A 20,100-nucleotide genomic window follows, 5' to 3' on the forward strand; every position below is an offset into this window, starting at 1 on the left:
CTCGGCGGACCGGGCACACACAGGCCGCCCGGATCCGGTACGCCGGATCCGGGCGGCCTGGCGCTACGGCCAGAGGCAGGTCCTCAGCGGGCCCGCTTCGCAGTGCCGCCGTTGATGACGAACTGCGAGCCGGGTTCGGTCAGGACGTCCCCGTCGCGCGAGTCGGCGATCGTCACGTCGGACAGGGTGGCGCTGCCGCGTGCGCCGCTCATCGCGAGGATGCCGGAGCCGTTGTTCGACTTGGAGATCGTCACGTCGCTGATCTTCACGTCGGGCATGGCGCCGCCGCCCGTCTTGAACTGAATGCCGTCGTACGTCGAGTCCTGGATGTCGGTGTCGCGGATCGTGACACCGGGAATGTCCTGCCCCTGCGCGAACAGGGTGATGGCACCGAACTCCTGGTCCTCGTTCCAGAAGGCTCCGCCGGTGCGGTACAGGCCGTTGTTGGCGATCAGGGTCGTGCCGGAGAACGGCAGCGGGTCGTGGTCGGTGGCGAGCATGATCCCGGGGTAGTTCATGGTGTCCGAGATCAGGTTGTTCTCGATGGTGTTGCCGTAACCCCCGTACACCGCGATGCCGTTGGCCCGCCACGGCAACTGCACCGTGTTGTTGCGGAAGTGGTTGTCGTGGCCGACGTCGACCGACGTGTCCTTCACGTACTTGTTCGCCCACACCGCCAGCGCGTCGTCCCCGGTGGTACGGAAGGACGAGTCGACGACGGTCGAGTTGCGCGTGCCGTTGGTGAAGTTGACGCCGTCGGCATACGTGTCACGGATGCGCATGCCGCTGAACTCAAGGCCGTCGCCGGGCCCCCACAGCTCCGGGATGTTGGAGTAGTCGCGGCCGACCCACACGCCGACATTCGCGTGCTCGATCCAGACGTTGCTGATCTTCGTGTCCTTGCCGAAGCGGCCGTTCAGGCCCACACCTCCCTCGGCGTTGCCGTCGCCGCCGCGGATCGTGCCGGAGCCGAAGATCGCGATGTCGGAGATCTTGGTGTTGTCGTCGATGTCGAAGCCGAAGTTGCCCTCGTGCGGATGGTTGATGCCGCCCGCGTCCTGCGGCGCGATCAGCGAGTACAGCTGCGCGTGCCACATGCCGGCGCCGCGGATCGTCACGTCACGGATGCCGACCTGGTTGTACTGCCCCCGGTCCTGCGGATCGTCGGTGAGGATCTTCGCTTCCTGGCGCCACTGCCCCGCCGGGATCCACACGCAGTCGATGTCACCGTTCTGGTCGGCGGTCACCGCCTTCTGAATCGCTGCCGCGTCGTCCTTTCCGTCGTCCGGGACCGCGCCGTAGTCGGTGATCGACGTGCACTCGGCCGGCTTGTCCGCGGGCGGCGCCACCTGCTCCAGGTCGATCAGATCGACGACGTAGTACGCGGCGTCGTCGTCCGTGTCGCGCTGCAGCCGGAAGGTGGTGCCCGCCGGGTACGAATCCTTCAGGAGGGCGTGCGTCTCGTCGAAGAGACGCCGGGCGTCACCGCCCGGGGTGTTGGTCAGGCCCTCCGGGTCGTCGGTGCTGCCGTAGAGCCAGCTGTGCTTCGACGAGAGGTCCAGCTTCTGCACGAACGTGCCGTCCGCGTACAGACTCAGCGTCTTGTCCTGGCCGCCACCGCTCGGCGCGTCCGGGATGGAGTTGCGCACGACGATCGAGTTCGTCGGGCTCTTCGAGGTGAACTCCACATATTGGCCGGTCGAGTTGAGGCGCACCGACTTGCGGCCCGATGACTCGGTCGCGAAGTTCGTGTGCCCGAAGGTCCGCTCGGCGTCGGACTCCAGGAGTGTGCCGTCGTACGTGCCGTCCTCGGCCTCGTACTCGGCGTACGGCACATCCGCGCCGCGCGCCTCGGCATCGGCCCGCGCGGACACCTCGGCGTCCTTCACGGTGCCCTCGGCGTGGGCGGTCACGGGCACGAGCACAGAGGCCGCCAGTCCGGCGCCGAGTGCCATGGTGATCAGTCTTCTGGTGCGCTGCGGTCGTCGTCGCGCAGGGTGTTTCCGCCTCATGGCGTCCTCCGGGTGAGTGGGGGGATACGGGTGTGGCCGGGAGGGGGCGTCACTCCGTGTTGATCTTGAAGGTGGAGGTGGTGTTGCGGACGTCCTCGGCGTTGTCCGTGAGCGTGAGCCCCTTGAAGGTGACCTCGCCGACCGCCGGGCCCTGGCCCTGTTCGGGCAGCTCGTTGGCCCAGATGCCGAAGCCGGACTTCGCGTCGTACTCGTCACCGGACTTCTTCGCGCCGGAGATCGTGACGTTCGACAGCACCGTGTCCCGCACCGGGTTCTGCGCCTGGCCGCCCACGTAGTTCGTCTGGAACATGACGCCGTGGTACGTCGGGTCGCTGATGCTGACGTTGTTCATCCGGATCGCCTGGAACGCCTTCGACGCGGAGAACATCCAGATGCCCGGGAAGGTCTGGCCGTTCCAGAAGTGGCCGCCGGCACGATCGACCGTGATGTCCTCGAAGGTCGTCGGTTCGGGACCGAAGCCTTCCATCGGGTAGCCGAAGTCCAGGGAGGAGACGGTGACACCGGAGTAGACGAGTGTGTCGGCGACGTGGATGTTGCGGAAGGTGTTGCGCTGACCGCCGTACACGGCGAGGCCCGCGGCCCGCCACGTCAGCTTGCTGGTGAGGTTCTCGAAGACGTTGTCCGTCTGGCCGCTGCCGCCCGAGTCGGTCGCGGCGAACAGGGCGAAGGAGTCGTCGCCGGTGGCGCGGGTCTCCGTGTCGGCGACCAGGTTCCCGGAGGAACCGTTGGTCATGTTGACGCCGTCCGCGAAGGTGTTGCGGATGCGGTTGTTCCGCAGCGTCATGTTGTCGGTGTTCGTGCCCCAGTAGAGGCAGACCGTGTGCTCGGCCCAGATGTTCTCGATGGTGACGCCGGAGACGTTCTGGAAGTCGAAGACCTTGCCCGGGCCGTCGATGCGCGAGGTGTAGTTGCCGAAGTAGGCGAAGCCGGAGAAGACCGAGCCGTTCGCGCCCTGGTCGGCCCGGATGCCGATGTCGGTGTTCTGCTGCCCGGCCGGGGCGTGGAAGCGGGTGAACCACGGCCCGGCGCCGATCACCTTCACGGGCTTGCCGTAGACCTGGAACTTGCTGGACGTCTCGTAGTCGCCCGCCGGCAGATAGACGCCCTGGATCTTCCCCGTGGTGTCCATCCGCGCCTTGTCGAGCGCGTCCTGGACGGCCTGCTGGCCGGTGCCGGACGGCTCCACGTACGCCTCGGGGTCCGGGTTGGGCGCCGCCGTGGCCTTCTCGAAGTCGGCGAAGTCGATCGCGTACGTCGAGGAGTTGTCGCCGTCCTTCTGCAGCCGGATCTTCGTGCCCGCCGGGACGGTGCGGCCCAGGTCGACATGGGCCTCGTCGTAGATGTGCCGGGGCGCGCCCGCGCCCGGGTCGTTGCCGGGCGATGTCTCCGCGCCGTACAGCCAGGAGTACGTGGACGTCAGGTCGAGCGCGGTGGTCTTCTCGCCGTCGACGTACACGTTGAGCGTGGTGTCCGTGCCGTCCGGGACCGAGAACCGGGTGACCAGTGTGTTGGTCTCGACCGGGGTGGTGAACTCGACGTACTGGCCGGTCTCCCTGAGCGTCACGGCCTTGCGCCCGGACGCCTCTCCGGCCAGGTCCCCGACCGTCCGGTCGGGCCCGACGACCTGCGCGCCGCCGCCCGCGGTGGCGGACTCGGCCTCGACGGTGGAGTAGGGCGTGTCGGCACCGCTCGCGGCGGCGCCGGCCCGCGCGGCCGTGCGCTTGTCCGCCGTCGCCGCACCGCTTCTGGGCGGGGTGAACGCGGCGTCGCCGCGCGCCGCGGACCCCGCCGCGAGGGTGCGGGTGACGGCGCGGCTGTCCGGGGACTGGTTGCCTGCGGCGTCCCGGGCCCGCACCGCGTAGGTCACCTTGTCGGCCTTCGGCCCCTGCGGCGATGTGTCCGTCCAGCTCAAGGTGCGGGCGGGCACACTGGCACGCAGCTCACCGTCGGCGTACACGTCATAGGCGGTGGCGCCGACGGTCCGGTGCCAGCTCAGCGTGGAGCCCTTGAGCGCCGTGCCGGACGGGGTCGGGGGCGGCGCCGCGTCGCCCGAACGCGCCGCGTACACCGCCAGTTCGCCCACCTTCTTGGCGCCGGTGACGCGCAGATAGCGGACCGCGGCCCCGTCCAGCGTGAAGGTGATCTTCCCGTGGCGGGCCTTGAGGTCGGACAGCTCGGTGAAGTCCTGCCCGTTGACGGAGCCTTCGAGCCGCACGGTCTGCGCCGCGCCGGACAGCAGGACGTCGGCCCGGTCCAGGCGCCGGGTCGCGCCGAGGTCCGCCGTGACCCAGCCCTTGCTGTTGCCCGTGGCGTACGTGTCCGGGGCGCCGTCCTGGGCGCGGGCCGCGTCCTGGCCGGTCAGGTGTACGGCGAGCGGGCCGTCGGCAGGAGCCTCCTGCGCCGACACCGCCTGCCAGCTGGACAGCATCAGGCCCGTGCCGAGGACGACGGCGAGTGCGGGGCGCCAGGCTCCGCGCCGACCGCGTTTCCGATTTGTTGTGTGCATGACATTCCCTTTCGTGTGGGGGGATGTACGGCTCTGTGGGGGTGGGGCGCCGTGATGTCGCTGCTGCGGAGACGCCCGTCGGGGAAGGCGACGGGCGTCTCCGGCGGTTCAGTTCAGGTACGCCTCCACCTCACTGAACTGGGCGGCGGGCCACGCCGTGTTGGCGGTCACGTGAACCCGCAGGTAGCGCGTCGAGGGAGACGGGCTCGGGAGCGTGACGGTCACCGTGTTGCCGGTCGCCGGGTCGAAGCGGTACGCCTTCGAGGCGGCGAGCGTGCTGAACGACGAGCCGTCCGTGCTCCCCTGGACGGAGAGCGTCTGGGTCCTGGCCTCCCAGGCGGCCGAGGGCGGCAGCTTCAGGACGACGCGCCGGACGGCCTGCGCCGATCCGAGGTCCGTCGTGATCGCCTGCGGGAAGGCGTTGTTCGCGGATTCCCAGTACGTGTTCGCGTCGCCGTCGACCGCCTTGCCGGGCGTGTACACGTCGGTGGAACCGGTGGCGGTCGCGGCACGGCCCGTGGCGAGGTTGCGGTCCGGGTCGGGTTGCGCGGGCGTGCCGTCGCCCGGCTCCGGCCAGGCCGAGCAGTCGTCCCAGGCACTGTCCCAGCCGGAGTTGCCGCCGCCGTCGGTGAGCGTGAAGGCGCCCGCGCCGTTCGGGTAGGGGCAGTTGTACACGCCGGCCGCGCCGACTCCGGTGGCCCGTACGTCGCTGAACTTCGCCGCGCCCGGCGTCTCCGCCTGGACGACGACCGTGCCGACGCCGGTCACCGTCCCTCCGTCGACGGTGACGTTCTTGACGGCCTTGCCGGTGCCGCTGCCCGAGACGAACTCGTAGGCGCTGTACGGGCTGTCCTCGATGGTGGTTCCGGTGATGGCGACGTTCGCCTCGATGGCGCTGTCGTACGCGTCCACGCGCAGCGCTCCCATCGGGTGACCCCAGTTGGGGTTCAGGGCGCCGGTGCGCACGAGTCTGTTCCCGGAGACCGTGATGGTCCCGGCGAGCGGGAAGAACGGGTCCGCGAACTTCTGGTTGGAGATCGCGATGCCGCTGCCCAGGGCGTTGGTGTCCTGGATCAGGTTGTCCTTGACGGTGATGTCCTGACCGCCGTAGACGGCGATGCCGTTGGCGAGGTTGGGCTGCGAGATGGTGTTGTTCGCGAAGGTGTCGTTGCTGTTGGTGGCGTTGAGGGCCCACATGGCCAGGGAGTCGTCGCCCTGGTTGCGCAGGAAGTTGTTGCGCACGGTCACGCCCTTGGCGTTGCCGTTGAGGTTGAGTCCGTCGGCCGTGGTGTCGAGGATGCGGTTGTTCTCGACGACGAGGTCGTCGTTGTTGCCGGTGAGCCAGAAGCCGCACTTCATGTGCTGGATCAGCATGCCGGAGACGGACGAGCCGGGGCCGAGCGAGCCGTTGACGAAGTTGTCCGGGGCGCTGTCGACGCGCTCGGTCACCTCGCCGAGCACCGCGAAGTCCTTGAGGTGGACCTTGCCCGCCGAGCCGGTCTGATTGATGAAGCGTGAGGAGTGCACACGCGAATACCAGCTGCCGGCGCCCTGGATCGTCACGTTCTCGACGCCGCTGAGCTCGGAGCCCAGCTTGAAGTCGCCGGGCGGGACCCAGACCGTGCCGCCGCTGCCCTTGGCCGCGGCGATCGCGTCCCGGAAGGCCTGGGTGGAGTCCTGCTGTCCGGTGAGGTCGGCCCCCTTGTCGACGACGGAGACCGAACCGGCCGGCTGCCCGGCCGCTGCCGCGACCTGTTCGAAGTCGGCGACGTCGACGGTGACCTGGGTGGAGGTGGCCTCCAGGCGCACCTTGTCTCCCGCCTTCAGGTCCCGGCCGAGCAGCAGTCGCGCGTTGTCGAAGAAGTGGTGCGTCTTGGAACCGACGATCCAGCTCGTGTCCACGTAGCTGTACTTGGAGGTGACAGGGAGGGAGGCGTCGAGCTTGGTGCCGTTGACGTAGACGGCGAGTGACCCCGACTGTCCGTCGGGCACGTTGTAGGCGACGTTCACAGCGTTGGCCGCCGCGGTGAGGGTGAACTCGACGTTCTGGCCGGAGTTCAGGCGTACGGCCTGCCGTCCCGAGGCCTCGGAGGCGACCGTGCCCTGGGTGTGATCGGGGCCGGTCTTCTGGCCGGTGGTGGCGGCGGACTCGGCCTCGACGGACGTGAAGGGAAGGGTGGCGCCCGCGGCCGCCGCCCTGGGTTCCGGGGCCTGTTGGGCGTGGGCCGGGCCGATGACGCCCACGACGGAGCCCACGAGAGCGATCGCGACAGTGAGGACGTACGAGCTCCGCACGACTCTCGTTCGTGACGCGTACATGACAGTTCGATTCATCTGCGGGTGCACCTTCCTCATGTGGGGGGGGGCGGGGCGGTGACCGCTCGGGCCCGACGACCCGCGCGCCCCGCGCTGCGCTGCCCGCAGCCGTGCGCGTCGCCGTCTCGGCGCCCCGCTCACGGCACGGCCGCCGGGCTGGGATCACTCAAGCATTGCCGCCATGTGAGCACAAGATGTCGGCCAAGTATTGCAATTAATTGACAGCCTTACGGAACTTTCAGCCGACCGCCCGGGATGCGGCACCGTCAGGGCGTTCCCTGACGTCATCCCTCCCGTACCTCGTAGTCACCACTGGCGCAGGGTGCATCACGCGCATCCGAGGTGCGGCATGAAGGGCGCCCGACGATCCACCACCGCTGAACCGTCGTGACGCAGTCGTAATCTTGCAAATTTGAATCGGAATCTTGCGTGCATCTGTGCGTCGTCCTATCGTGACGGCACCCATCAGGGCAGTGCTTGGGCATCACCCCTAGAGGAGCCGTAATGAAGCCCCGTAACCTCGCGATCCTTCTGACGACAGGTCTCGCACTCACCGCCACGGCCTGCGGCGGTGACACGTCCGGCTCGGACGCCGGAGGCGACGTCACGATCACTGTGGCATGTCAGCCGGCGAAGACCGCCCCCAAGATCCGCAAGGCATGGGACGAGGACGTCGCCACGTTCGAGAAGGCCCACCCGGGCGTGAAGGTCAAGAGCACCGACCAGCAGCCGTGCTTCGACCCGAAGACCTTCGCCGCGAAGCTGGCGGGGGGTCAGATGGAGACCGTCTTCGTCGTGCCGGTCACCAACTACGCCGACGTCATCGCCAAGAAGCAGGCCAAGGACATCACCGGCCAGACGGGCGCGGTGAAGAACTTCGACGACATCAAGCAGGACGTCCGGGACATGGTCACCAAGGACGGCAAGGTCTACGGCATTCCCAACGTCAGCTACAGCGTCGGCCTGGTCTACAACCGCGCGCTGTTCAAGAAGGCCGGGCTCGACCCGGACAATCCGCCGAAGACCTGGGACGAGGTCCGGTCCGCGGCGAAGAAGATCGCCGGCCTCGGCGACGGCTACGTCGGGTACGGCGAGTACGGCGGCGGCAACACCGGCGGCTGGCACTTCGCGCAGGCGCTCTTCAGCCGCGGCGGCGAGATGGTCACCGACGGCAAGGCCGCCTTCAACAGCGACGAGGGCAAGGCCGTGCTGCAGACCCTCCACGACATGCGGTGGAAGGACAAGAGCACCGGCAGCAAGGTGCTCATCGGCTGGGAGTCGCTGATGCAGCAGATGGGCGCCGGCAAGACGGGCATGATGCTCGGCGCTCCGGACGTCGTCTCCGATGTCATCCAGAAGTTCCAGGGCAAGGCCGACGACTACGGCATCGCCGCGATACCGGACGGCACCGCGTCGCTGACCGGCGGCGAGGCCTACATGATCAACCCCAAGGCGAGCGCGGCCCAGACCAAGGCGGCGCTGCAGTGGATCGACTTCGAGTTCAACACGCCGGGCAAGGGCCGCTTCGACTTCGCCCGCGGCAAGGCCAACGGTGAGGCCGTCGGCGTGCCCAACAACGACTACATGGGCAACTCCGCGACCGGCAAGGCCATCGCCGAGGAGCGCGCGAAGAACGCCGTCCTCCCGGTCGCGAACTACGAGCCCTACGTCAAGGAAGCCGCCACGATCACTCCCAAGCTGGAGCCGGAGAAGGCCCAGGAGCTGTACGCGGTGCTCGACGTTCCCATGTCCGCGGTGCTGACCCGCGAGAACGCCGACATCGACAAGCTGCTCTCGGACGCCGAGTCCAAGGCCAATTCGATTCTGTCCAAGGGCTGACGGCTACGGTCCCGGGGTGCCGTTCACAGCCGCGGCACCCCGCGTCGGCCCCCGCGTCCAGCGGGAGCCGGGAACGGGAGATCACGATGGAAACACTCACCTTGGAGCCGAAGCGGCAGCGGCAGGCGGCGCCGCGCCGTCGGCCACCGTCCAAGCGGCGCCGGGCCGCGCGGAGAAACCTCAGCGCCTACGGCTTTCTGTGCGCCGCGTTGTTCTGCTTCGCCATGTTCGCGTGGTGGCCGATCGTCAAGGAAGTCCTTCTCAGCTTCCAGCAGACCAACCTGGTCGACGACCCGACATGGGTGGGCCTGGACAACTTCCGTACGGTGGTGGACGATCCGGCGTTCGGCCAGGCCTGGCGCAACACGCTGGTCTTCACGCTGCTCGCCCTGCTCTGCGGCTACCTGGTGCCTTTCGTCGTCGCGATCGTGCTCAACGAACTGCGGCACGCCCGGTCGTATCTGCGGTTCGTGGTGTATCTGCCCGTGATGCTGCCGCCGATCGTGTCGGTCCTGTTGTTCCGCTGGTTCTACGATCCCGGACCCGGCCTGTTCAACCAGGTCCTCGACTTCGTCGGCCTGCCGACGCTGTCGTGGCTCGACTCCACCAGCACCGCACTGATCTCGCTGGTGATCGTCTCCACCTGGATGAACCTCGGGTCCGGGGTGCTCATCTACCTCGCCGCCCTGCAGAACATCCCTGGTGACCTGTACGAGGCGGCGGAGCTGGACGGCGCCGGCATTCTCAAGCGGATCTGGCACGTCACGATCCCGCAGACGCGGCTGATCCTGCTGCTGATGCTCATGCTGCAACTCGTCGCCACGATGCAGGTGTTCATCGAGCCGTACATGCTCACCGGCGGCGGCCCGGAGAACGCGACGGTCACGGTCGTCTACCTGATGTACCAGTACGCCTTCGTCTACGGCGGCAACTACGGGGCCGGCAGCGCGCTCGGCCTGATGCTCATGATCGTCCTGCTGGCGGTCGCCGCGGTTCAGCTCCGGCTGACCCGAGAGGAGAAGTAGGCCATGGTGAACACCACCGCCCGCCCCGACACGGAGCGGGGGACCCGGCCGCCGGCTCCGCCCGCACGGCACGCCCAGCGCAAGAAGCGCCGTGGTGCCTGGGCCGAAGGCCACTCCAGGACCATCGTCTCGCCGCTGGAGCTGAAGTCCCGCTGGGGCCGCAAGATCTACTGGACGCTGCTGGCGACCGTCCTGATCGGGTTCACCCTGGTCTTCGTGTTCCCCCTGTACTGGATGGTCACCGGGGCGATGAAGACGGGCGAGGAGATCGCCCAGATGCCGCCCACCCTGTTCCCCAAGTCGCCCGACTTCGGCGTCTTCGCCGACGCGTGGGAGCTCTTCGACATCGGGACGCTGCTGAAGAACACGCTGCTCTACGCCGTCGGCGCCTGGCTCTTCGCCCTCGCCGTGGACGTCTGCGCCGCGTACGCGCTGTCCAAGCTGCGGCCGATGTTCGGGAACGTGATCCTGGCGGGCATGCTCGCCACCCTGATGATCCCGCCGATCGTCGTGATGATCCCGGCGTACATCACGGTGACCGACGTGCCGATCTTCGGCTGGCACCTGCTCAACTCGCCCTGGGCGATCTGGTTCCCGGTCGCCGCCAACGGCTTCAACATCTTCCTTCTGAAGCGCTTCTTCGACTCCATTCCGAACGAGATCCTCGAAGCGGCCGAGATCGACGGCGTGCCCCCGTGGCGCGTCCTCGTGTCGATCATCCTGCCGATCTCGCGCCCCATCCTCGGGGTGGTGTCCATCTTCACCGTCGTCCTGGTCTTCAAGGACTTCGTCTGGCCGCTGCTCGTCCTGCCCGACAGCGACAAGATGACGATCAGCGTGGGCCTGTCCCAGACCGCGGGCGCGGTGACGCAGAACCAGATCATGGCCGGACTCGTGATCGCGAGCATCCCGATGATCATCGTGTTCTTCTTCTTCCAGCGCAGCATCATGGCGGGCCTGACCGCCGGAAGCCTCAAGGGCTGACCGCGCACGCGCCGCCCCCGGCGCCGTGCCGCGCCCTTGCCCCGCCACCACCACAAAGCACTCCGCCGCCGGTCCGATCTGTCCATGCCCCCGCGCCGGCCGGCGGCGGAGTCCCACCTGCCCGAAAGGACCTCCCGTGGCAGCTGTTCCCTCGTCCCGCACCGACAACTGGTGGCGCGACGCCGTCATCTACCAGGTGTACCCCCGAAGCTTCGCGGACGGAGACGGGGACGGCACCGGGGACCTGGCGGGTGTCCGCGCCCACCTGCCCTACCTGGCCGAACTCGGTGTCGACGCCGTCTGGTTCACCCCCTGGTACGTCTCCCCGCTCGTCGACGGCGGCTACGACGTGGCCGACTACCGGACCATCGACCCGGCCTTCGGCACCCTAGAAGAGGCCGAGAAGCTGATCGCGGAGGCCGCCGAGCTCGGTATCCGGGTCATCGTCGACATCGTCCCGAACCACGTCTCCGACCAGCACGCCTGGTTCCAGGCCGCGCTGGCGGCCGGCCCGGGCAGTCCGGAGCGGGAGCGCTTCCACTTCCGGCCCGGTCTCGGCGAGCACGGCGAGATCCCGCCGAACAACTGGCCGTCGCAGTTCGCCGGCGCCACCTGGACCCGGGTCCCCGACGGCGAGTGGTACCTGCACCTGTTCACCCCGGAACAGCCCGACCTCAACTGGTCCCACCCCACCGTCCGCAAGGAACACGAGGACGTGCTGCGCTTCTGGTTCCAGCGCGGTGTCGCCGGTGTGCGGATCGACTCGGCGGCGCTGCTCACCAAGCACCCGGACCTGCCCGACTTCGAGGAGGGCGTCGACCCGCACCCGTACATCGACCAGGACGAGATCCACGACATCTACCGCTCCTGGCGCGCGATCGCCGAGGAGTACGGCGGTGTGTTCGTCGGCGAGGTCTGGCTCCCCGACTCCGAACGCTTCGCCCGCTACCTGCGCCCCGACGAACTGCACACCGCCTTCAACTTCAACTTCCTCTCCTGCCCGTGGGACGCCGACCGGCTGCGCCGCACCATCGACGACACCCTCGCCGAGCACGCGCCCGTCAACGCCCCGGCCACGTGGGTGCTGTGCAACCACGACGTGACGCGCACCGTCACCCGCTACGGCCGCGCCGACACCGGCTTCGATTTCGCGACGAAGGCCTTCGGCACCCCCTCGGACCTGGCCCTGGGCACCCGGCGCGCCCGCGCCGCCGCGCTGCTCACGCTCGCCCTGCCCGGTTCGGTCTACCTCTACCAGGGGGAGGAACTGGGGCTGCCCGAGGCGGACATCCCGCTCGACCGCATCCAGGACCCCATGCACTTCCGCTCCGGCGGCACCGACCCGGGCCGGGACGGCTGCCGGGTCCCGCTGCCGTGGGCGGCCGAGGCCCCGCACTACGGCTTCGGACCGAGCGGTGAGCCCTGGCTGCCGCAGCCCGACGACTGGGCGGAGTACGCCGTCGACCGGCAGGCCGGCGCCCCGCAGTCCATGCTGAACCTCTACCGCACGGCGCTGCGCCTGCGCCGGTCCGCCGCCGGTCTCGGCGACGGACCGATGACGTGGCTGCCCTCGCCGGACGGTGTGCTGGCCTTCACCCGCCCGGGCGGCCTGGTCTGCGTGGTCAACCTCTCCGACGAGCCCGCCGATCTCCCCGCCTACGACCGGCTGATCCTGAGCAGCGGCCCGTTCGACGGGCAGGGACGGCTGCCGAGCGACACGGCCGTGTGGCTGCAGACCTGATTGCACATCAGGAACCTTTGAGACGAGCCCTGTTGCCACCTCGGACGGAGGTCGGCGACAGGGCTCGGGGGCCTGCACCTGTCCTCAGGCGGACCGGGGCCGGCCGCCTGGGCGGTGCAGGACGTCGAAGAGCGCCTCCCACCGGTCGATCACGCCCTGGGGTTCGTAGCGCAGGGCCGATGCGCGGGCCGCGGCGCCCAGCCGGCGGCGCAGGGCCTCGTCGGCCATGGCGCGGGTCAGCGCGGCGGCGAACGCGTGGACGTCCCCCGGGGGCGCGTGCAGTCCGCTGACCCCGTCCTCGACCAGGTGCCGCACGCCCGCGGAGCAGTCGAAGACGACCGGCGCCAGGGCGTGCGCCATCGCCTCGGTGAGGGCAAGTCCCCAGCCCTCCGCGCGGGAGGGCAGCGCGAACACGGACGCCGCCCGCAGGGCTCCCGGCACATCGGTGGTCCGTCCCATGAACCGCACGCGCTCCGCGATGTTCAACTCGCCTGCCAGGTAGCGCAGTTCGCCCTCGGCCGCGCCCGCGCCGTAGACCCGCAGCACCCAGTCGGGGTAGTCGGCGCACACCAGCGCCCACGCCTCCAGGAGCAGGTCGACACCCTTCTCCTCGGACAGCCGTCCGACGCTGACGACGACGGGCGCGGTGGAGTCGCACAGCCGCTTCGGGAGGACGGTCAGGGGATTGGGCATCGCACTGGTGCCGACGAGGCCGTCCCGCGCCCAGGCGTCCGCGTCCTCCTGAGTGAGCGTCAGGACCCGGTCGGTGTCGGCGAAGTGCTTCAGGGTGGGGCCGTACCACTCGGTGCGGCGGATGAGGTCGTGCGACTCATGGGTCATGCCGATCACCCGGTGCCCCGTGACGTCCGCGCGGGCGATCCACTCCATCGCCCACACCTGGGTGCAGATCACGATGCCGCCCGCGCGCGCAGCCCTGAACAGCCCGGTCAGCCGCCGGACGGCGTCGCGCCGTGCGGACGGCGTGAACGGCGGCGCTCCGTCGTGGAGCCGCAACGGGGTCCGGGCCGGGCCGTGGAAGGCGTGCGGGTGCTCGGCTCCCGTGATGCCGATGATCCGGACCCGGTGCCCCCGTTCCTCCAGGAGCCGGCCGGTGAAGTGGGCCCAGCTGTTGATGCCGCCCAGTTCGTCGAGGTTGCCGACGACGATGAACACGTCCCGTGGGACCACGTGGGCGGCCCGTGCCCCGACCACCTGCGGCTCTGCCATGCGGGTTCCCCCTCCTCGCCGCGCCCGGAACGCGGCCCGCCAGATCGGTTCATTACTTTCACTTGTCAGAGACCATCATGGCGCTGAATACTCGACTTCTTGCAAGACTCGATCGAAAAAGTGACAAGGAGTCCTTGTGGGACACGCTCCGGGGGAAGAGCTGATCCAGGCGGCCGCGTTGCGCAAGACCTATCGCTCGGGCGGTGACGGCGCCTTCACCGCCGTGGACGGGATCGACTTCAGCGTCCGCAGAGGCGAGGCCTTCGGGCTCCTCGGCTCCAACGGCGCCGGCAAGTCGTCGACGATGCGGATGATCGCCTGCGTGTCACAGCCCTCCGGCGGCGATCTGCGCATCCTCGGTCTCGACGCGGCCACCCGCGGACCCGAGATCCGGGCGCGGCTCGGCGTCGTGCCCCAGGACGACACCGTCGACACCGAGCTCACCGTCCTGGAGAACCTGCTGATCTACGGCCGCTACTTCGGCCTGCCCCGCCGCACCGTCCGCGAGCGCGCCGGCCACCTGCTGGAGTTCGCGCGCCTGTCCGACAAGGCCAGGGCGCCGGTCCAGTCCCTGTCGGGAGGCATGCGACGGCGACTCACCATCGCCCGCGCCCTGGTCAACGACCCGGACATCGTCCTGCTCGACGAGCCGACGGCGGGCCTCGACCCGCAGGCCCGGCACCTGCTGTGGGAACGGCTCTTCCGGCTCCGGCAGGACGGTGTGACCCTGGTCGTCACCACGCATTACATGGACGAGGCGGAGCAACTGTGCGACCGGCTCGTCGTCATGGACGCGGGCCGGATCGTCGCCATGGGCTCGCCCCGAGAACTGATCGACCGTCATTGCGCGCGCGAGGTGCTGGAGTTGCGGTTCACCCAGGCGGACAGGGAGACCATGGTCGCCAAGGCGCGGGACCTGTTCGCGCGCGTCGAGGTCCTCCCCGACCGGGTGCTCGTCTCCGCGGACGACGGCGAGGAAGCCCTCGCGATCGTCGGCGCCCGCGCTCTCGACCCGGTCACCACCCTCGTCCGGCGCTCCACGCTGGAGGACGTCTTCCTCGCGCTGACCGGCCGCGCCCTGACGGACTGAGCCCCGCGGCCCGTCCCCTCGTCCCGGGTCGTCCCGGGAGAACCGGAGAAGCTGTGCCCACCCTCGCCCCCGCCCTGCGCGAGTGCGGCTACTGGCTGCACCGCTACCGCCGTGTCTGGCGCGGCACCCTCGTCATCGACGTCGTCAACCCGCTGCTCTTCCTCACCGCGCTCGGCGCGGGCCTCGGCAGCCTCGTGGACGCCAACGCGCCCGCGAGCCTGGACGACATCTCCTACCTCAGCTATCTCGCCCCCGGTCTGCTGGCCGCGGCCACGATGCAGACCGTGTACGTCGAGACGGCCGGGCCCGTCATGGTGTCGGCCCGCCGTACGGGCAACTACCGTGCCGCGGCGGCGACTCCGCTCGACTCGACCGACATCCTCCACGGCCATCTGCTCTTCGTCGTCTGCCGCGGCGCGGTCACCGGATCGCTGTTCACCGCCGTGGCCTGCGTGTTCGGCGCCCTCCCGGCGGCGCGGTGCGCGCCGCTCGCGGCCGAGGCGGCGCTCATCAGCGCCGCGTTCGCGGCCCCCATCGCCGCCTGGGCGATCACGGTGACCCGGCCCGCGCGGCTCACCGCCCTCCTCCGCTTCGTGCTCATGCCGCTCTACATGTGCTCCGGCACCTTCTGGCCCGTGACACAGCTCGGCGACTGGGCGGTGCCGGTGGCCCATCTGTCGCCCCTGTGGCACGGCGTCGAGCTGACCCGGGCGACCGCCCTGGGCACCGCGCGCCCCGGCCCGACGCTGGTGCACGTCCTGGCCCTCGCCGCGTGCGCACTGACCGGCCTGGCCCTCGCCCGCCGTACCTACCGCCGCTGCCTCCACGCGTGAAAGGGCTCCCCGACATGCCGACCGCCCTGACGCGTCCCGCGCTCCGCGGCCCCCTCGTGATCGTCGAGCGGAACGTGATGATCTACCGCCACACCTGGCTGGTCCTGGTGTCGGAGATCTTCGAACCCGCCCTCTACCTCTTCGCGTTCGGCCTGGGCATCGGGGCGCTCGTCGGCGAGGTGCCCGGTCTCGGCTCCTCGGGCGTGAGCCACCCCGCGTTCGTCGCCCCCGCGCTCCTCGCCACCGCGGCCATGAACGGCGCGATGAACGAGACGTCGTTCACCATGTTCGGCAAGCTGCGCACCGACCGGACCTACGAGTCCGTCCTCACCACCCCGGTCACGGTCCGGGACGTGGCCCTGGGCGAGGTCGCGTGGGCGCTGATCCGGGGCGGCGTGGTCGCCGTCGGCTTCCTCGGCGTCGTCGCGGCCACCGGTCTCGTGGTGTCGCCGTGGATCGTGCTCGCCGTGCCGGGCGCTCTGCTGGTGGGGTACGCGTTCGCGTCCCTGGGGCTGCTCGTGGTGACGCTGCTGCGCACCTGGCAGGACTTCCAGTACATCCAGCTGGCCATGCTGCCGATGTTCCTGTTCGCCACGACGTTCTACCCGCTGGACGTGTACCCGCAGGCCGTACGCTCCCTCGTCGTCTGCCTCCCCCTCTACCAGAGCATCGAGCTGCTGCGCCGACCCGCACTCGGCGATCCCGGCGCGGATCTGCTTCTCCCGGCGCTCTATCTCCTGCTCCTCGGCACGGCGGCCCTGTTGCTCGCCGTACGCCGGCTGGAGCGCACTCTGCGGCCGTGATCTGTGCCCTGTGACCCCGTGCTCCCGCGTACCAGAAATCCGTAGATCCAGAAACGCAGTCGAGCCCGTACGGAAGGAACCGCATGCCCACCTCCACGACCACCGGGTCCACAGCGCCGCACCCGCCCACCCGCGAATCGTTCCGGACCACGGGACATCACCGCTGGAGGGGGTTCTGCGCCCCGGACCGGGTCGCCGAGCTCAGGGTCGCGGCCGACACGCTCCTCGCGTCGGACCATGCGGTGCACACCCCCGAGTCGGTGCGGGTGCTGCAGGTCTTCCGCCATCATCCGGTCTTCACCGAGCTGTTCACCGATCCGCGGCTGCTGGACTTCGTCGACGGCGTGCTCGGTCCCGGCGCCCTGCTCTCGGACATCAGCCTCAACCAGGTCCACCGGGGCGGCAAGCAGGACCGCTGGCACATCGACTATCCGTACAACGACATGCCCGAGACGGTGCGCGGCGGTCTGCTCGGGCTGCAGATGGTCCTGCCGCTGACGCCGTTCGACTCCCGCACCGGCGCGACCGAGTTCCTCCCCGGCAGCAACCTGCGCTACCGGCAGCCGCCCGCGGAGCTCGACGAGCCGCCGGCCATGTTCCAGGCGGATCCGGGAGACCTGCTGGTCCTTCCGTCCGCGGCCTGGCACCGGGCGGGCCGCAACACCACGGACACGCCCCGCACCGCGGTCCTGATGGCGTTCACGGAATCCTGGATCAGACCCATGGGGGACCCGCCGGAGCCCGGCCACTGGAGCATCACCCACGAGGCCCGGCTCCGCCTGGGCATGGAGCGGACCTGACACCTCCCGCGTTCCGTTCGGCACCGATCCCGGCGGCGGTCACCCGCCGCCGGGCCGACGGACGGGGTGAACAGCGGTTCCTAGAGGGCAGTTGACAGTGCCTCGATCAGCCGGTCAGTCCCGCCTCAAGGCCGTCCGGCCCGCTTCCCGGCTCCCCTGCCAGGCGGACGAAGTGTTCGACAGGGCCACCGAGCGGCTGCCCGACACCGTCGGTCAGCGCGAACCAGTCGCCGTCGAGGGCCAGTTGGCTGCGGTGCGCGCGCAGCGCCCGAAGCTTGGCGGCATAGGCCTTGTCGTCGGCGACCCGGCTCGTGATCCGCTCGTCCGGAGTGCCGAATCCGTAGGCCTCGACGGAGTCCGGCGTCGGGAACGGCCCGCGCCCGACGGAGTCGCGCAGCAGGGAGAGCGGGGTCGCGATGGCGTAGAAGCGACGCGGCCGCCAGGAGTCCGGTGCGCTCGTCGTGGCCGCGTGCTCGAAGGCCCACCGGCTGACGCGGTGGGCCTGCACATGGTCCGGGTGCCCGTATCCGCCGTCCTCGTCGTACGTCACGACCACGTCGGCCCGCACCTCGCGCACGACCTCCGCCAGACAGGCGCCCGCCTCCTCCACTCCCGCCCGCCAGAAGGCGCGGGGATCGTCGTTGGGCGGCGTCCCCGGCATGCCGCTGTCGCGCCACCGGCCGGCGCCGCCGAGGAACCGCTGATCGGTGACTCCGAGTTCGGCGCAGGCCGCGTGCAGTTCGGTGGCGCGATGGGAGCCGAGCGCGTCGCCGTCCGCTTCCAAGTACCGCAGTTCCGGAGGCATCACGTCGCCGGACTCGCCCCTCGTACACGTGACGAGCGTGACGCGGGCGCCGAGGGCGGCGTAGTGGGCCATGGTCAGCCCGGTGCCGATCGACTCGTCGTCGGGGTGGGCGTGGACGAACAGCATGCTCGTGGCGGCGCTCATGCCGGCCCCTTCCGGATCGGGAGAGGGACGGAGCGCAGACGGATCTCCACCCCCACAGGCTGCAATGAGACAACATGGGCCCGCACTTTCGCAATGGAGTGCAGCAAATCCTCGACAGACATCCAGCGAGGTCAAGCAGCGGCGGCCAGTTCACCGCGACAGAAAGGCGTCCGGTTCCCGTCTTCACAGGTACGAAAGCAGGACGAGGACTGGAAATTGCTTACAGTATTTGCGCTAGTCTTGCGTTCATGACACGACGACTTGCTCAGGTGGCGAAGAAAGTAGGGGTCAGCGAGGCGACGGTCAGCCGTGTCCTCAACGGGAGGCCGGGCGTCTCCGAAGCCACACGACAGTCCGTCCTGACGGCGCTGGACGTGCTCGGATACGAACGGCCGACGCAGCTGCGCGGCGAGCGCGCGCGGCTGGTCGGCCTGGTGATACCGGAGTTGCAGAATCCGATCTTCCCCGCGTTCGCCGAGGTCATCGGAGGCGCACTCGCCCAGCGGGGGCTCACCCCCGTGCTCTGCACGCAGACCAAGGGCGGCGCAGCCGAGGCGGACTACGTGGACCTCCTGCTCCAACAGCAGGTCTCCGGCGTGGTGTTCGCCGGCGGTCTCTTCGCGGAGGGCACCGCGTCGCACGACCACTACCACCGGCTGGCGGAGCGCAGGATCCCGGTCGTCTTCATCAACGCGTCGGTCGAGGGCCTCGACTTCCCCTGCGTCGCGTGCGACGACACCGTCGCCGTCGAACAGGCGTGGCGCCATCTCGCCTCGCTCGGGCACCAGCGGATCGGCCTCATCCTCGGCCCCATGGACCATGCGCCGTCCCGACGCAAGCTGGACGCGGCGCGGACCGCGGCCAAGGCCGCGGGCACGAAGCTGCCCGAGGATTTCATCGAGCGGTCGATCTTCTCACTGGAAGGCGGTCAGGCGGCCGCGACCCGCCTCCTGCAGCGCGGGGTCACCGGCATCGTGTGCGGGTCCGACCCGCTCGCCCTCGGCGCGATCAGGGCGGCCCGCCGGCGCGGTCTCGCCGTGCCCCAGGACCTGTCGGTCGTCGGGTTCGACGACTCGTCCTTCATGACCTGCACCGAGCCGCCCCTGTCGACCGTGCGACAGCCCATCGAGACGATGGGGCGAGCCGCCGTCGACCTCCTGTGCGCCCAGATCCAAGGGGCCCAGAACCACCCCGGAGAGCTCCTCTTCGAACCCGAACTCGTCGTGCGCGGCTCGACCGCTCCGCCGTCGGCGGCCGCCCAGGGCATGTCCGGGGTCTCGTGAGTGAACGGGGCCGAACGCCCGCATCGTCGAGCTGGTCGACGATGCCCTCGAGGCCCTGCGGCTCGAGTTCGACGAGGTCGACCGGGAGCCCGCCCTGTTCAGCTCCGCGGCGACCTCGGTCAGGGACGCCGGAGGGATGAGGCTGGTGCGCCGGACCCCGGCGACGACTCGGGCCGCTCACGCTCGAGGGCGTCGATCAGCCGCTCGGCCTCGTCCGCGGTGACCTTGCCGCCGGCCGGCCGGAGGACGAGGCACGCGATCACTCCGCCCGCCGAACACAAGCGCATTCATCGCCGCACGCGAGGGAGGGACGACTCTCTCGTCCCTCCCTCGCGCGTGTGCCCTGTGCGGGGCGGAGAGTGCGGGAGGCAGCTCCGCTCAGCACGCGACAGGGCAGCGAGCTGGAACCGCGTATCGTCGGCGTCGCGGCTCCAGCGGGCCCATGGGCGGCGCAGGGGTGGCCCGGGGACAGGGAGCCGCAGCGGCCGACCGACGACCGCTTCACGGAGCGTATAACCATTACCCACAGTTCGTCAGGCACTCCCCGAACCAGCCCCGAGGAAACGGAACGGACCGGCCCTCCCCGCACGACCGCACGGCCTCACGACCGCACCCCGCGCGGTCATCGACAGCCGCCCCATGCCGCACGACCAGACCCACCCCGGCAGCCG

13 protein-coding genes and 1 pseudogene are annotated in these 20,100 nt (G+C 69.8%); 9 read left to right on the top strand and 5 right to left on the bottom strand.

The window, feature by feature from the left end; all coding sequences use genetic code 11:
* Nucleotides 1-83: 83 nt before the first annotated feature.
* From ACVHNB_RS22255 to ACVHNB_RS22265, 3 genes and pseudogenes are all read right to left on the bottom strand, one after another.
* Nucleotides 84-1,925, bottom strand: coding sequence for a right-handed parallel beta-helix repeat-containing protein (locus ACVHNB_RS22255; RefSeq protein WP_456228925.1), 1,842 nt, complete (start codon nucleotides 1,923-1,925; stop codon nucleotides 84-86).
* A gap of 136 nt (nucleotides 1,926-2,061) precedes the next feature.
* Nucleotides 2,062-3,720 (bottom strand): annotated as a pseudogene (locus ACVHNB_RS22260) (glycosyl hydrolase); the annotation flags it as partial.
* A 927-nt stretch (nucleotides 3,721-4,647) separates the two neighbouring features.
* Nucleotides 4,648-6,858: a discoidin domain-containing protein gene (locus ACVHNB_RS22265; protein ID WP_456228926.1), complete on the bottom strand. Its 2,211-nt coding sequence runs from the start codon at nucleotides 6,856-6,858 to the stop codon at nucleotides 4,648-4,650.
* Between the two features lie 501 nt (nucleotides 6,859-7,359).
* Here ACVHNB_RS22265 and ACVHNB_RS22270 point away from each other — a divergent pair.
* The 4 genes from ACVHNB_RS22270 (at nucleotide 7,360) to ACVHNB_RS22285 (ending at nucleotide 12,444) form a co-directional block, all read left to right on the top strand.
* The gene (locus tag ACVHNB_RS22270; RefSeq protein WP_428956958.1) at nucleotides 7,360-8,694 is read left to right on the top strand and encodes an ABC transporter substrate-binding protein; all 1,335 of its coding nucleotides are present in this window, start codon (nucleotides 7,360-7,362) and stop codon (nucleotides 8,692-8,694) included.
* Nucleotides 8,695-8,780: 86 nt separating this feature from the next.
* Nucleotides 8,781-9,719: a carbohydrate ABC transporter permease gene (locus tag ACVHNB_RS22275; protein WP_428956957.1), complete on the top strand. Its 939-nt coding sequence runs from the start codon at nucleotides 8,781-8,783 to the stop codon at nucleotides 9,717-9,719.
* Between the two features lie 3 nt (nucleotides 9,720-9,722).
* Nucleotides 9,723-10,703, top strand: a complete 981-nt coding sequence (locus ACVHNB_RS22280; RefSeq protein ID WP_428956956.1) for a carbohydrate ABC transporter permease — start codon at nucleotides 9,723-9,725, stop codon at nucleotides 10,701-10,703.
* Between the two features lie 136 nt (nucleotides 10,704-10,839).
* Entirely contained in the window at nucleotides 10,840-12,444 is a 1,605-nt protein-coding gene (locus tag ACVHNB_RS22285) for a glycoside hydrolase family 13 protein (RefSeq protein WP_428956955.1), read from the top strand.
* Nucleotides 12,445-12,528: 84 nt separating this feature from the next.
* Here ACVHNB_RS22285 and ACVHNB_RS22290 read toward each other — a convergent pair whose 3' ends face one another.
* On the bottom strand, nucleotides 12,529-13,671 hold the full coding sequence (locus ACVHNB_RS22290) for a glycosyltransferase (RefSeq protein WP_428956954.1): 1,143 nt from the start codon (nucleotides 13,669-13,671) through the stop codon (nucleotides 12,529-12,531).
* 136 nt (nucleotides 13,672-13,807) lie between these two features.
* On the opposite strand from ACVHNB_RS22290, the gene ACVHNB_RS22295 reads away from it, so the two are divergent.
* From ACVHNB_RS22295 to ACVHNB_RS22310, 4 genes are all read left to right on the top strand, one after another.
* Nucleotides 13,808-14,761: an ABC transporter ATP-binding protein gene (locus ACVHNB_RS22295; RefSeq protein WP_456225692.1), complete on the top strand. Its 954-nt coding sequence runs from the start codon at nucleotides 13,808-13,810 to the stop codon at nucleotides 14,759-14,761.
* 53 nt (nucleotides 14,762-14,814) lie between these two features.
* Entirely contained in the window at nucleotides 14,815-15,594 is a 780-nt protein-coding gene (locus ACVHNB_RS22300) for an ABC transporter permease (protein WP_428956952.1), read from the top strand.
* A 14-nt stretch (nucleotides 15,595-15,608) separates the two neighbouring features.
* On the top strand, nucleotides 15,609-16,397 hold the full coding sequence (locus ACVHNB_RS22305) for an ABC transporter permease (RefSeq protein WP_428956951.1): 789 nt from the start codon (nucleotides 15,609-15,611) through the stop codon (nucleotides 16,395-16,397).
* 83 nt (nucleotides 16,398-16,480) lie between these two features.
* The gene (locus ACVHNB_RS22310; RefSeq protein WP_428956950.1) at nucleotides 16,481-17,197 is read left to right on the top strand and encodes a phytanoyl-CoA dioxygenase family protein; all 717 of its coding nucleotides are present in this window, start codon (nucleotides 16,481-16,483) and stop codon (nucleotides 17,195-17,197) included.
* Nucleotides 17,198-17,303: 106 nt separating this feature from the next.
* Here ACVHNB_RS22310 and mshB read toward each other — a convergent pair whose 3' ends face one another.
* Nucleotides 17,304-18,146 carry an N-acetyl-1-D-myo-inositol-2-amino-2-deoxy-alpha-D-glucopyranoside deacetylase gene (mshB, locus tag ACVHNB_RS22315; protein WP_428956949.1) on the bottom strand — a complete coding sequence of 281 codons (843 nt, stop codon included), beginning with the start codon at nucleotides 18,144-18,146 and terminating at the stop codon, nucleotides 17,304-17,306.
* A 248-nt stretch (nucleotides 18,147-18,394) separates the two neighbouring features.
* On the opposite strand from mshB, the gene ACVHNB_RS22320 reads away from it, so the two are divergent.
* The gene (locus ACVHNB_RS22320; protein ID WP_456225693.1) at nucleotides 18,395-19,429 is read left to right on the top strand and encodes a LacI family DNA-binding transcriptional regulator; all 1,035 of its coding nucleotides are present in this window, start codon (nucleotides 18,395-18,397) and stop codon (nucleotides 19,427-19,429) included.
* Nucleotides 19,430-20,100: the final 671 nt, after the last annotated feature.

Source organism: Streptomyces sp. YJ-C3 (genome assembly GCF_053891275.1).